Below are 13,675 nucleotides of genomic sequence, written 5' to 3' on the forward strand. Positions count from 1 at the left end.
CAATCAGGTATTTTATATTTAAGTGTAATTTTTTTATCCGAATTGTACAACGATCGAATAGCCTCATTAATGCTATCCTACTTATAGCAACTAAGTTGAACTATTTATTCTTTGGTATCAATACTCAATTTCGATTTCGTCGTATTCAACTTTTGCTATAATCTCAGCCGTATTGGTATCGACTTTCGTTTTATACAAATCTCTATGTATTGGGTAGGCGGTCAACAGCTCATCTGGCATATCGTTGTCTATCAATTCCTGAATACCCTCACGAGTTGTACCATTGTCAAGCCACTTATCTAGGTCCTTGTCGCGCAATATGACTGGTCGGCTGTTCTTTTTATTGTGCACCATAGAAAATAAGGGCGTGGCATTCTTGGTAAGAATGGAGAAAGTAGCCATGCCATCTTTCGTAAAATCATAGATACCGGCAATGTTCATAAAACCGTCGTCTTTACGAGCAAATCTAAAGGGAACAATAAAAGGTTTGCTACCTGACTTCGCCTGGGTATGATGAGGTTCGTGGAATCCGGTTAGGGGAATGATACAACGTCTTTCCATAGCACTGCCCATATACATATTGGAAGAGAACAATTTTTCACTTCTGGCATTGAGTCCACTGCCGTATTTGATACTATTTTTGTAATAATCCTTATAACCGGCACTAGACTCCCAATAAGGCACCAATCCCCACATCAAAGGGGTTATGAACTTTGGATTCTCCTGTGGAATAACGGCCACCATCTGATGGGCAAACCCATTGCTATGATAGAACTGTAGCTGCTCCGCTAGCACTTCGTTGCGTAAAACGGCCTTTACTTTGAACCTGAACTCAAGTTCCTTCAAGGGTTTGCGTTGCTCTATGGAGTAACACATAATTAATTTGGTTTGGTGTTACCAATATAACTAATTTTAAGCAACCTTATGACGACACAAGATCAATACGAGAAGATTTGCCAAAGAGTGCTTAGAAAGCATTACAGAGAATACAGCAAGGCGGTATGCGATCCTTTCTTTGTCGATTGTGAGAGCAAAGCGAAGGCCAAATTAACCGAAATGCTTCGAAACGTAAGATCGGAAGTTGAAACTATCGTAGCGATACCTAGATGGGACCTGAACTCGAGACGCATTGCCGAGCGAATAATGGGTGAGTACCTAAATATAGGAAAGAAGTATGGGGAGCGGTATTACAAACGGAAATTGAAAATCAGTTGACATAAATAGGTGCTTTGTTTATTAATATCTGGCCATTCTTGGTTTTTAGAAATTGCTCGTGCCAGTGTTGATAAACCTAATGGCAGCTAGTTTAGCTATTGATGTATTTCACTTTTTAACTATTGTTATTAAGATAATTTACCATCCAATGCACTCCGAATTTATCTGTAAATGTTCCAAAGTATGCACCCCAAAATGTATCAGCAAGTGGCGATGTTATGGTTCCACCTGATGAAAGTCCGTTAAATAAATGAACAGCTTCTTCTTTACTTTCCGGACTAATAGATATATAATAATTATTCCCAAAAGTTAGCGATTGTCCCTTAGATTCAAGTGCATCTGTACCCATGAGGAAATTTCCAGGCCCTATTGGTAAACCCACATGCATTACTTTTTGCTTGTCATCTTCCGACATTTTATCATTAGCAGGCATATCTCCAAAGCGTCTTATTCCGCCAACGAATTCAGTACCAAATACTGATTTATAAAAATTAAATGCTTTTTCAGTGTTACCCATAAAGCTTAAATAGGTGTTGATTGTTGCCATATTTTTTTTTACAGAAGCTTTTTGCGCTTGATATTTAGAATTACAGAGGCATAAGGGTTGCGCGTGACCGAAATTAATGAAATTGCTTTAGATTTTCCTCACGGAAAAGCCCGAGTTATGAATTTTAGATGTTGTTAGCTGTAGTTTTTGCTATTTAGGCTCTAGTCCCATTACATAATGGTAACTCTCCATTAAAACAGTAGCTAGGTTATCTAGATCATGTAACATGGATTCTGGAACCAAGACATATCCTCTCATTGTAGCGCCATGAGATTTGAAAAAAGTGGTTCCCCAGTCTTCTATGTATTTCTTTTGCACATCTTTGGAGAACCTGATTCCTAGATCACCATCTTTATTTAATATGGAGAACATATACCCGTTTGCTGAAGTATAAGGTACCGATTTCCCTTTTCTCTGAATTTTCGAACATTTTGAGATAAGGTTGTCATATATTTTTAGTTTATCGTCCCACATAATTATTGTTTTTCAATTACTTCCTTAAATTGTCTTATCCATTTTTCTCCTTGTTTGCGGTACATTCCTGGGAATAATATGGCCATGAGTTTTGGCATGATCCAACTGATACGGGTGTATTCAAATTCGTATTGATATCTTGTTTTCTCTTCACTTAATGGTACAAACGAGCATTTCATGGTGTTGTCCATGTGCGTGTGATGATAGCTTGACTCAAAGGAGTTGGGTAGGTTATTGGAAATTACAGATTCAGTAAGAATCATATCTCTTTTACCAAATTTGTAGTACAGTTTTATTGCCGCACCAGCTTCGCGTCCATTACCTTTAAGTTGTTCTTTTTTAATAAACCCATCTTGCCATTTTTTCTGATTGTCGGATTTGGCGAAAAAATCTACAACCTCCTGAATGGGTTTGTTAATGTCGATGTAGCCTGTGTATTTCATGTCGTCTAAAATTTAATTGAGAGACAATTATACCGACTTGATCAACAATACAGGTTACAAAACACTTTTGTAACCAAAAAAAGATCTTTTTCCATTACAACTTTTTCAAATAATCGGAAGGAGACATGTTTTCACTTTCCTTAAAGGCACGATAAAAGGAAACCTTATTGTTAAAACCAGCATCGAATGCTACATCAATTAATTTAATTTTTGCTGGATCTGAATTTTTGAGTATCAATTTTGCTTCTTCTAAACGGTAAGTTTTGACAAGTTTTGAAAAGGAACAATCGAATTTTTGATTGATCAGAGCAGAAACATAATCCTTATTAAGGTTCAGCTCATTGGAGAATTTTGAAAGATTCAGATCGTCAATTAAATGGATTTTATCCTGATCGAAGGCCTTAATAATTAGCTCCAAATCAACTTTTCGTTGATTTATATTCTCAATTTCCGGAGTTCTGGAGTTAAGCAAATTAGATTGCTCAATTAACTTAAAGGCAACTGACTGAATGATCAGGGTCATGGCGAGCATGCTTAATTGATTTACAATTTCAAAGCTCAATCCTCCTAGTGGTTGAATTACGAAGTAAATGAGATGTGCCAATAGAAAAACAGAATAGCATATTAATACGATTCGATACCAATTAATCAAAGTGTTATTGATGACTTGTTGTCTGATAACATTAAGTTTCTTAACGCTTAAGAAAATATATGCGCCAATGTATAAGAAAAAGCTTAGGGTAAAATAGAACTCAAAACTTTTATACGATGGAACGTTTTCCATAAAAGATTTCACTAAGTCCAATTTCTCACTACCATTTAATGTGTAAAACGGTAAATTCATCAAGAGAATTAACCCAAATGGGATAAGATGCCAAAAATGAAATTTCGACAGGCGAAAGTCCTTTCTTGTTAAGGCCAATACCATTAAAAGCATCAAAGGCGGTTTTAAGAAACTTATTGGATAAGAAATTCCAAGAAAGTGAGGCATGGATTCAATGATGGAGGTTTCGACCAATAGTCTTTCCAATAGAATTATTGCTTCTACTATTAGTAAAGCGGAAAACAGTTTCTTGAACATTGTTCTCCTTTTCGACCGAACAATAACAAAAGCCATGAAAAATGCTTGGCACATTCCGTAAATGATTAAGGCATTTATTATTTGCAAAGAAGTTGTCATTCTTATTACAGCTAACGGTCTCGGCTATGAGTGGTTGCGGGTTTAGCACTTAACTTTGCAAGTACACACGGGTCTGAAATTCCACTATGATTTTCAGAAGTAGCGAGAATAAGCAATTATTAATAGCCATTGCTGGCATTTGTTTTTCATTCAAATTCCATTTGCTTGGGTGTAGGTGTAATTAGTCCAATTAGATTTCCTGCCACATCTTTTAACCAAGCAAATTCTCTTCCATCAGGCAGCTTAATAGGCTTCACAAATATTTCACCACCGTTTGATTCAATTGCTTCAAGGTCGGAATGTAGTGCATCAGTTTCAATATAAACGGTTACATAATTTTGAGGGTCGTTCGGTCCTAATTTATTGATATGTCCACTTAAAGCATCTTCATTTCTGGTGTCAATTATCGAAGAATTTCCGTGATTATTTAATTTCCAATCAAAAACTGCGCTATAAGAATCAGATGTTTTATCAATATCACCGCAGCCTATTTCAAAATGTACAACTGTCTTTTTCATTTTTTTTCAAATTAATCCCAACACAGAAATAGCATCAGTGATGATCTCCTACTTATGTAGACTAAGATAATAAATCCTAAATGTGCATGAACCATCTATTCGTCGGTTGGGTGTAAATTTCAGTGGTTTTAGTAGCGCTATGTTCCAAAAGAAGATGCGCATGTCTTGTGTCTGGGCTGTTTGCTAGATGATGGGTAGCAAAGAGAAGCGCATTCTGCATACTTGGTACGAAGCTATGAGGATGCATCTATTGAAAACCAATAATGGATATTCAAATTATGGATATTTGAAAAAATAAATTGTTGTGCCAAGCATAAAAAAAGGCTCCCGAAAAATCGGGAGCCTTTTGCTTACTAGTAGCGGGGACTGGACTCGAACCAGCGACCTTCGGGTTATGAGCCCGACGAGCTACCTACTGCTCTACCCCGCGATATGGGTTTTATCTCACTTGCCTTGCAACTTCAGTTCATTACACTGACGAGATAATGGTGCGCTACTATTTGTAGCGGGGCACAAATATACAACCGATTTTTAGTATTTTCAAAACTTGCATGCATAATCTTTTTAAAACCTTCAGGCTCGAAAAAACTTAAAATCCATACCTTCGGTCTTATACTTTTCTATGGAAGCAATCAACGATTTTATTTCGGGAGCTCTGCCCTATACTGAGTGGCCTATGTTTATTCTGCTTATTATAGGCGGGCTTTTTCTAGTATTTTATTCTAAGTTTTTACCCTATCGCTTCTTTGGTCATGCCATTGCTATTACAGCTGGTAAGTATGATGACAAGAATGCCAAAGGCGATGTGAGTTCTTTTCAAGCCCTCTCAGCAGCGGTGGCTGCAACGGTAGGTTTGGGTAATATTTCGGGAGTAGCAATTGCTATTCACGATGGTGGGCCTGGGGTGATTTTTTGGATATGGGTTACCGCTTTGATAGGCATGTGTATCAAATTCTACTCGTGTAGCCTTTCGGTTATGTACCGCGGAACCGATTCGGAAGGCAATCTGCAAGGTGGTCCTATGTACTACATTACAAAGGGCTTGGGCGAGAAAGCCAGACCCCTCGCTATTTTCTTTGCAGTTTGCGGACTCTTCGGATTTCTTGGGGTATTTACGGCAAATCAGTTTACTGAGACTTTTATGAGTGTTGTAGAGCCGTCTAATACTATTGTCGCCATGAGTGATTTTAGTTGGAAGTTAACTATTGGAATAGTACTCGCCATAATTACATCATTTGTGATTTTTGGAGGATTGAAAAGTATTGCCAAGGTTGCCTCGGCCTTAGTACCTTTTATGGTCGCGATTTATTTGATTGCCGTTATTGTGGTTATGGCCTTGAATGCTTCTCAAATACTCCCTGCTCTTAAAATGATAATTACAGAAGCTTGGAATTTTAAAACAATCGTCACTGGTGGTTTTTGGGGCTTGGTGATCATTGGCGTTCGCAGAGCAATGTTTTCTAATGAAGCTGGTTTGGGTAGTGCTCCTATGTATCATGGGCAATCAAAAACTGATAACCCTATTAAAGAAGGTCTGGTGGCTATGTTGGGCCCGTTTATCGATACGATTTTGGTTTGTACGTTTACGGCAGTGGTAATCATTTTAAGCGGTGCTTACTTAGAAGATTCAAGCGGAATTGTTATGACGCTATCTGCCTTTGAAACCACGCTGTTTGGCTTTGGCGATGATTTATTGATGATTATTGTCTCTGCATTTGCTTTGTCTACCCTATTCACCTATTCGTACTATGGTGTAAAAAGTTTGTCTTTTTTGACCAATGCAAAAATCGGAAAATTATACAATGTCTATTTTGTCGCAATGATAATTTTTGCTGCTGTTGCTTCTTTAGAACTCGTCAAAAACCTTATAGATTTATCCTATGCTTTAATGGTAATTCCGAATATGATTGCCGTACTTTTGCTGGCTCCAAAAGTAAACACGGCAGCTAAGGAATATTTTAAAAAGTTGAAGAATGACAAAGCATAAAGCAGGTTTCGTAAACATCATCGGCAACCCCAATGTAGGTAAGTCTACCTTGATGAATGCTTTTGTAGGTGAGAAACTGTCGATTATAACCTCTAAGGCCCAGACTACAAGACATCGTATCTTAGGTATTGTTAATGGAGACGATTTTCAATTGATATTATCCGATACCCCAGGAATTATCAAGCCCGCCTACGAATTGCAGTCTTCAATGATGAATTTCGTTAAATCGGCCTTTGAAGATGCTGATGTATTGCTGTATATGGTTGAAATAGGTGAAAAGGCCCTAAAAGATGAAGCCTTTTTCGAAAAAATAAAAAATAGTAAGATTCCGGTTTTGCTATTACTAAATAAGGTCGACACCACGACTCAAGAGTTGCTTGAAGAACAAGTGCAATACTGGCAAGAATTGCTTCCTAAAGTAGAATTGCACCCCATTTCGGCCCTTTCAAACTTCAATGTCAAGAATGTATTTGAACGCATTGTTGAACTACTACCTGAAGCTCCCGCTTATTATCCAAAAGACCAATTGACAGATAAACCCGAGCGATTTTTTGTCAATGAAACTATCCGCGAGAAAATCCTTATTCATTACAAAAAAGAGATTCCATATGCAGTTGAAATTGATACCGAAGAATTTTTTGAAGATGAAGATATTATTCGCATGCGCGCCGTGATCATGGTGGAACGCGATTCACAAAAAGGAATTATCATTGGCCATAAAGGAAGCGCTCTAAAGCGAGTAGGGGTGGAGGCGAGAAAAGACCTTGAAAAGTTTTTTGGAAAACAAGTGCACTTAGAGCTTTACGTAAAAGTGAACAAAAACTGGCGCAGTAACACAAGACAATTAAAACGATTTGGTTACAATAACTAAACCTTCATAACCTTATCTTTTTGTTAAGCTAAACTTAGATTATTTTTTAAATAACTTTTGATTTAAGCGAGAAGTTCATCTTTGGGTTTACTAAAAACCAATTGAAAGATGAAAAAAAATTACCTCGCTTTAGCGATTGCCATTACCACTTTTTTGAGCTCCTGTGAATTGATAGATGACTTCGTAGGTGATCCTATCAAGCCGCCTTCAGAACTCAAATTTTCTAAAATCGCCACCTTTTCAAACGGATCAGGTGATGAGGGTTTTGCCGAAATAAGTGCTTACGATGACAAAACCAAAAAGTTGTTTATAGTTAACCCAAATGAAGATGAGATTTCCGTTTGGGATATTTCGAACCCAACATCTGCTACCAAGCTTTCATCCATTCCCTTATCAAGTACTCCCAATAGCGTTGATGTGCATGACGGCCTTTTGGCCGTGGCTATTGAAAATGCTGATAAACAAGCCAATGGTGTCATTGCCACCTACGATACCGAGACGATGACCTTACAGCACACTTATCATGCAGGTGCGCTACCCGATATGGTAAGCTTTAGCCCAAATGGCAAATACCTTGTAGCTGCGAATGAAGGAGAACCCAATGACGATTATACCGTTGATCCTGAAGGAACGATAACGGTCGTTGACTTGGAAAAATCGGAAACAAATACCCTGTATTTTGGCAATTTCAACGGAACAATGGTGGGTAACGATTTTAGAATTTTTGGGCCGAACGCAACACTTTCTCAAGATGTGGAACCTGAATATGTTGCCATTAGCGATGATAGCAAATACGCCTATGTTTCCTTGCAAGAGAACAACGGTATGGCGGTTGTCGATTTAGAAGCAATGACCATCACCCAAGTTTTTGGCTTAGGAACTAAAGACTTTTCAAAAACAGGCAATACCATGGATGCCAGTAATAGGGATGATATTTTAGGTAATTTCCAAAACTGGCCCGTATTAAGTTACTACCATCCTGATGCCATTACATATGCTAAAATTGATGGAACCGGCTATATAATTTCCGCAAATGAAGGCGATGCCAGAGATTATGACGGATACTCCGAAGAGGTACGTGTCAAAGATTTGATGTTAGATCCTGACATTTTTCCTAATGCGGAAGAATTACAAGAAGATGAAAATTTAGGTAGATTGAAAACAACAACTGCAAATGGTGATTTCGATGGAGACGGCTATTTTGACCAAATATATGGGTACGGGGGTCGTTCGTTCACGATTTGGAATACCTCTGGAAATGTAGTTTACGATAGTGGTGATCAAATAGGCATGAAAACATTTGAGATTAATCCTGCTTTATTTAATAATGACGAGGGTGAAGCTGATGGCCGAAGTGATGATAAAGGAGCAGAACCTGAAGCCGTTACTACCCTTAAAGTAGACGGTTCTACACTACTATTTGTTGGCCTTGAACGCACAGGGGGCGCCATGATCTACGACATTAGCAATCCACATAGCCCTGAATTTTTGGAATGGATTGTAGACCCTACAGACGTCGGACCAGAAGGTTTGTTGGCAATTCCGGCAAGTGAGTCTCCCACAGGAGAAAATTTAGTCATACTTACGCATGAAGTTTCCAATACAATTTCAATATACGAGATTAAATAATTAACCCCACTTTTTCAACTTTTTTAAACCCCAGATTTCGAATTTTGAAATCTGGGGTTTTCGTTTTAGCATCTATTATTGAATTTTCATTTTTTGTCTCAGGATAGTTCTTAATTTTAAAGCACTTAATTTCAAGAAAATAGAAGTACTTTTGCACCTCCAAAAATAAAAGGTATGAGTGCTATTGTAGCCATTGTAGGAAGGCCAAATGTTGGGAAATCTACTTTTTTTAATAGACTAATCCAACGTAGGGAAGCCATAGTTGATGCCGTCAGCGGGGTTACCCGTGATCGACACTATGGTAAAAGTGAATGGAACGGCAAGGAATTTTCACTTATAGATACCGGTGGCTATGTCTTGGGTAGCGACGATATTTTTGAACAGGAAATAGATAAACAGGTCGAATTGGCAATCGAGGAAGCAGATGCCATCATTTTTATGGTTGATGTCGAATCGGGTGTAACCGGAATGGATGAAGACGTTGCGAAGCTCCTTAGAAGAGTAAATAAACCGTGCTTTTTGGCAGTAAACAAAGTTGATAATGCCAAACGGGCTGAAGATGCTGTGGAATTTTATTCCCTGGGATTAGGCGAATATTACACACTTTCAAGTATAAACGGAAGCGGTACAGGAGAGCTATTAGATGCTTTGGTTGATGTGCTTCCTGAAACGGATACCGAAGAAAGTGAATTGCCCCGATTTGCGGTGGTCGGAAGACCCAATGCGGGTAAATCATCCTTTATCAATGCACTCATAGGAGAAGAAAGGTATATCGTAACTGATATTGCAGGTACAACACGTGATAGTATCGATACAAAGTACAACCGCTTCGGATTTGAATTTAACCTGGTAGATACTGCCGGAATACGCCGAAAGGCCAAGGTCAAAGAAGATTTGGAGTTTTACTCGGTAATGCGCTCTGTACGCGCTATTGAGCATGCTGATGTATGTTTGCTCTTGGTCGATGCCACACGAGGCTTTGACGGGCAGGTAGCGAATATTTTTTGGTTGGCCCAACGCAACAACAAGGGTATTGTAATTCTGGTCAACAAATGGGATTTGGTTGAAGACAAAGAAACCAATACCATGAAACAGTATACGCAGCGCATAAAGCAAGCGATTGAACCTTTTGTCGACGTTCCGATTTTGTTTATTTCAGTGTTGACCAAGCAACGTATTTTCAAGGCAATTGAAACTGCCGTACAGGTCTACGAAAATAGGAGTAGAAAAATACCGACAAGCAAGTTCAATGATACCATGTTGCCGATTATTGAAAACTATCCACCACCGGCATATAAGGGAAAGTTTATAAAAATCAAATTTTGTATGCAATTGCCCACACCCTATCCGCAATTTGCTTTCTATTGTAATTTACCGCAATATGTACGAGAACCCTATAAGCGTTATTTGGAAAATCAGCTGCGGGAGAATTTTGATTTTTCAGGAGTTCCGATTTCCATTTTTATGCGTAAGAAGTAGGTTTGTTAGTAGTTCGTAGTGAAGCGTTAAAAGTAGACGTTAGTATCAACGACCAACTAACAAGGGCGTACTGAGACTACCATCCCCCCGAAGCACCACCGCCTCCAAAGCCACCGCCTCCAAAACCGCCTCCAAAACCTCCAGAGCCACCGCCAAATCCGCCGCCGCCGAATCCACCTCGTGAACCTCCGCTTCTCCCCATATTGCTAAGAATGATGATATCCCATAGGTCTAGCCCTCTTGAACGTTTTCCACCATTGCGACCGCCATTTCTGCGATTGCGACTCGATAGGATGATCAAAATGACAATAAAAATGATGAAGGGAAGAACGTTGCTTAAAGGAAAGTCTTGGTCGCTTTCAAAAGTTCGTTCTTCTTTGAATTCTCCATTTAACACCTGAAAAATGACATCAGTACCTTTGTCAAGTCCTCTGTAGTAATTATTTTGTTTGAATTCTGGCACTATCACATTTTCGATGATTCTTTTAGATAGCGCATCGGTCAAGAATTCTTCAATGCCGTAGCCGGTGTTGATGGCGATTCTGCGGTCGTCTTTTGCAAGTAGAATTAAGATTCCGTTATCTTCATTGGCCTGTCCAATACCCCATTTTTGCCCCCATTGTGCACCGAGGTAGTTGATGTTTTCTCCTCCAGTAGAACTAACAATAGCAATAACAATTTGGGTAGAAGTACTATCAGCGTACCGCGTCAGCTTTTTTTCCAAAGTCTTTACTTGGCTCGTCGCCAATAGATCAATGTAATCGTAAACCCCCGTTTGCTTTTTGGGTTTTTCAGGAATCTGAAACTGAGCAAAGGCAAAGCCACAACACCATAGAAGCGCGACAAGAAGATTAACCCTTAGATACTTCATCGCTCAACTCATTTTGGTCTCCATGCTTCCATGGAAAGTGACTTTCTAACTCTTTACCCGCACTTTGAATGCCGGCCACGATGCCTTTTTGATAATTGCCGCTTTTGAAATGGGTTTGAATGACGTCTCTGGTTGCCTCCCAAAACTGTTCAGGTACGACTTTGTCGATACCTTTGTCTCCATAAATGACAAATTTCTTATCGTTGACAGCAACGTATATAAGTACACCGTTTGCGTCTTTGGTATTATCCATTTTCAATACATGAAATACCTCTTTGGCCCGGTCAAAATGAGCTAATCGGGTATGTGATTCGATATGTACTCGAATTTCACCAGATGTATTTTTTTCGGCTTCAAGAATTGCTTGAACAATTTCTTGTTCTTCATCATCCGATAAAAATTGTTCTACGCGCGACATGTAGTGGAATTAGTTGAAATCAAACTCCACATCCGGTGCATTTTCGGATCTGGGGTCTGCTTTGTAGCGTGCCATTTCTTCAAAACCGAATAGACCAGCAAGAAGTTTACCTGGAAATTTGGTGGTATGAATATCATATATATTCACCTGCTCATTAAAACGGTCACGGGCAACATTAATACGATTCTCAGTGCCCTCCAATTGCGCTTGCAGTTCCAAGAAGTTCTGATTTGCCTTTAATTCAGGATAACGCTCCACTACGACCATTAATTTGCTGAGCGCTCCGGTGAGTCCACTTTGAGCCTGTTGAAATGCGGCCATGTTTTCAGCTGTCAAGTTGTTGGCGTCAATGTTGGTTGAAGTAGCCTTTGCCCTGGCTTCAATGACTTCTTTAAGCGTTCCTTTTTCGAAATCTGCGGCACCCTGAACGGTCTTGACCAAATTGCCAATGAGATCGTTTCTGCGTTGATATGAACTTTCGACGTTCGACCAAGCAGTTTTAGCATTTGCTTCAAATTCAACTGCTGTGTTGTTAAAACCAACTCCCCATTGGTAAAGTCCGAATGCTATTACGCCAAGAACTATTAAAATAATTAATCCTCTTTTCATGATATAGTGTTTTATAGGTTAGTGTTAAATGAATGCAGAATGTTACAGGAACCAACCTAGAGTTGTTCTTTGATTTTGGTAAGCTCCATCTTGATACGCTCTAATTTGGCAATAATTTCAAAATTATCAAGCGTCTTTTTTTTATTTTCCTTTAAGTGGATTTTTGCTCCTTCTAAGGTAAAGCCTCTTTCTTTGACGAGGTGGTAGATAAGCTGCAGATTTTTGATGTCTTCGGGAGTAAATTTTCGATTGCCTTTGGCATTCTTCTTCGGCTTAAGCGCGTCGAATTCTTTTTCCCAAAAACGTATCAAGGAGGTATTTACTCCAAAGGCTTTGGCGACTTCGCCGATGCCGTAATATCGTTTTTCAGGCAGCTCTATATGCATCAATCGAGAGATTGGTTTTCTTGATTTGCGTATTTCAGCATATTTTCAAATTCCTTCAAGGATAAACTTCCGTAGTAGAAATTGATAGGATTGATTCGTTCTTTGTCTTTAAAAACCTCGTAGTGCAGATGCGGTGCTTCCGAACGCCCTGTGCTTCCCACAAAACCAATAAGATCTCCGCGTTTCACTTTTTGACCCTTATTTACATTGTACTTGCTCAGATGCGCATAAAGGCTCATATAGCCATAGCCATGGTCAATACGTATGTGTTTTCCGTAACCAGAAGAGTTATTATCGGCCCTAGTGACTTTACCATCTCCAGAGGCATAAATGGGAGTACCTCGTGGTGCTGTAAAGTCCATGCCGCGGTGCATTTTACGCGCCTTGGTAAAAGGGTCAGAACGATAACCATAGCCTGAGGCCATTCGGGTCAATTCTGAATTGTTTATAGGCTGAATAGCCGGTATAGCGGCTAAGAGTTTTTCTTTTTCCTTGGCTAACAGGGCAATTTCTTCTAGCGACTTAGACTGTATAGCCATTTGTTTTTTAATAATATCTAAGCGTTTGGTTGTGGCAATCACCATTTCAGAATTGTTGAACCCTTCCAAAGACTTATATCTATTAATACCGCCGAAACCTGCACGACGTTGTTCTTCAGGTATAGGGTTGGCTTCAAAATACAAACGGTAAATATTATTATCGCGATCCTCAATATTGGCCAGAACTTCCTCTATTTGCTGCATTTTTTTATCCAGCAACTCAAACTGCAATTCATAGTTTTTGACTTCGCGATTTAAAGAAAGTTCACGAGGTGTGTTTACCATATTGGTATTCAATAATAGAATCAAAGAAAATAGCCCAAATAAAGCAGAACCCGCGATGAAGAGAGCGATATTCCGGTAACGTCTTGATTTCTTCGGCTCTATCTTACGGTACGAGAGCGTATCAGGATCGTAATAGTACTTTACTTTAGACATGAATGTATTTTACCTATTTTTGTGTCTATTTTACAGAACAAACAAATATAAAAATTGTTTTGTATAAATAG

Annotated in this window: 16 protein-coding genes and 1 tRNA gene; 5 read left to right on the top strand and 12 right to left on the bottom strand. The window is 39.0% G+C overall.

All coding sequences use genetic code 11. The features are described from left to right. Positions 1-117: 117 nt before the first annotated feature. A complete protein-coding gene (locus ABJN95_RS08785) occupies positions 118-876 on the bottom strand; it encodes an SOS response-associated peptidase family protein (RefSeq protein WP_348370008.1) in 759 nt (252 codons plus the stop codon). Between the two features lie 48 nt (positions 877-924). On the opposite strand from ABJN95_RS08785, the gene ABJN95_RS08790 reads away from it, so the two are divergent. After that, positions 925-1,215, top strand: a complete 291-nt coding sequence (locus tag ABJN95_RS08790) for a hypothetical protein (RefSeq protein WP_348370009.1) — start codon at positions 925-927, stop codon at positions 1,213-1,215. 115 nt (positions 1,216-1,330) lie between these two features. Here ABJN95_RS08790 and ABJN95_RS08795 read toward each other — a convergent pair whose 3' ends face one another. The 6 genes from ABJN95_RS08795 to ABJN95_RS08820 form a co-directional block, all read right to left on the bottom strand. Further along, the gene (locus ABJN95_RS08795) at positions 1,331-1,762 is read right to left on the bottom strand and encodes a VOC family protein (protein ID WP_348370010.1); all 432 of its coding nucleotides are present in this window, start codon (positions 1,760-1,762) and stop codon (positions 1,331-1,333) included. Positions 1,763-1,912: 150 nt separating this feature from the next. Next, positions 1,913-2,236 carry a hypothetical protein gene (locus ABJN95_RS08800; protein ID WP_348370011.1) on the bottom strand — a complete coding sequence of 108 codons (324 nt, stop codon included), beginning with the start codon at positions 2,234-2,236 and terminating at the stop codon, positions 1,913-1,915. Between the two features lie 2 nt (positions 2,237-2,238). Continuing rightward, the gene (locus tag ABJN95_RS08805) at positions 2,239-2,679 is read right to left on the bottom strand and encodes an SRPBCC family protein (RefSeq protein ID WP_348370012.1); all 441 of its coding nucleotides are present in this window, start codon (positions 2,677-2,679) and stop codon (positions 2,239-2,241) included. Between the two features lie 94 nt (positions 2,680-2,773). After that, positions 2,774-3,760, bottom strand: a complete 987-nt coding sequence (locus tag ABJN95_RS08810; protein WP_348370013.1) for a helix-turn-helix domain-containing protein — start codon at positions 3,758-3,760, stop codon at positions 2,774-2,776. A gap of 245 nt (positions 3,761-4,005) precedes the next feature. Then, the gene (locus ABJN95_RS08815; protein WP_348370014.1) at positions 4,006-4,377 is read right to left on the bottom strand and encodes a VOC family protein; all 372 of its coding nucleotides are present in this window, start codon (positions 4,375-4,377) and stop codon (positions 4,006-4,008) included. 357 nt (positions 4,378-4,734) lie between these two features. Then, positions 4,735-4,807, bottom strand: a tRNA-Met gene (locus tag ABJN95_RS08820). 192 nt (positions 4,808-4,999) lie between these two features. Here ABJN95_RS08820 and ABJN95_RS08825 point away from each other — a divergent pair. From ABJN95_RS08825 to der, 4 genes are all read left to right on the top strand, one after another. Further along, positions 5,000-6,364 (top strand): amino acid carrier protein, encoded by a 1,365-nt coding sequence (locus ABJN95_RS08825; protein ID WP_348370015.1) that lies wholly within the window; start codon positions 5,000-5,002, stop codon positions 6,362-6,364. Then, on the top strand, positions 6,351-7,235 hold the full coding sequence (gene era / locus ABJN95_RS08830) for a GTPase Era (RefSeq protein WP_348370016.1): 885 nt from the start codon (positions 6,351-6,353) through the stop codon (positions 7,233-7,235). The genes ABJN95_RS08825 and era overlap by 14 nt, the downstream gene beginning before the upstream one ends. Positions 7,236-7,343: 108 nt before the next feature. Then, positions 7,344-8,864, top strand: coding sequence for a choice-of-anchor I family protein (locus ABJN95_RS08835; RefSeq protein WP_348370017.1), 1,521 nt, complete (start codon positions 7,344-7,346; stop codon positions 8,862-8,864). A 174-nt stretch (positions 8,865-9,038) separates the two neighbouring features. Continuing rightward, positions 9,039-10,343, top strand: coding sequence for a ribosome biogenesis GTPase Der (gene der, locus ABJN95_RS08840; RefSeq protein WP_348370018.1), 1,305 nt, complete (start codon positions 9,039-9,041; stop codon positions 10,341-10,343). Positions 10,344-10,419: 76 nt separating this feature from the next. On the opposite strand, the gene ABJN95_RS08845 is transcribed toward der, so the two are convergent. From ABJN95_RS08845 to ABJN95_RS08865, 5 genes are read right to left on the bottom strand one after another with little or no spacing between them, the layout of a single operon-like run. Beyond that, entirely contained in the window at positions 10,420-11,214 is a 795-nt protein-coding gene (locus tag ABJN95_RS08845) for a TPM domain-containing protein (protein ID WP_348370019.1), read from the bottom strand. After that, positions 11,195-11,632 carry a TPM domain-containing protein gene (locus ABJN95_RS08850; protein ID WP_348370020.1) on the bottom strand — a complete coding sequence of 146 codons (438 nt, stop codon included), beginning with the start codon at positions 11,630-11,632 and terminating at the stop codon, positions 11,195-11,197. The genes ABJN95_RS08845 and ABJN95_RS08850 overlap by 20 nt, the downstream gene beginning before the upstream one ends. Positions 11,633-11,641: 9 nt before the next feature. Then, complete coding sequence (locus tag ABJN95_RS08855) at positions 11,642-12,241, bottom strand: LemA family protein (RefSeq protein ID WP_348370021.1); 600 nt, start codon at positions 12,239-12,241, stop codon at positions 11,642-11,644. Between the two features lie 56 nt (positions 12,242-12,297). Then, a complete protein-coding gene (locus tag ABJN95_RS08860) occupies positions 12,298-12,627 on the bottom strand; it encodes a MerR family transcriptional regulator (RefSeq protein ID WP_348370022.1) in 330 nt (109 codons plus the stop codon). Further along, positions 12,627-13,604 carry a M23 family metallopeptidase gene (locus tag ABJN95_RS08865; protein WP_348370023.1) on the bottom strand — a complete coding sequence of 326 codons (978 nt, stop codon included), beginning with the start codon at positions 13,602-13,604 and terminating at the stop codon, positions 12,627-12,629. The genes ABJN95_RS08860 and ABJN95_RS08865 overlap by 1 nt, the downstream gene beginning before the upstream one ends. Positions 13,605-13,675: the final 71 nt, after the last annotated feature.

Source organism: Maribacter sp. (genome assembly GCF_039974175.1).
Classification (GTDB): Bacteria; Bacteroidota; Bacteroidia; order Flavobacteriales; family Flavobacteriaceae; genus Maribacter_C.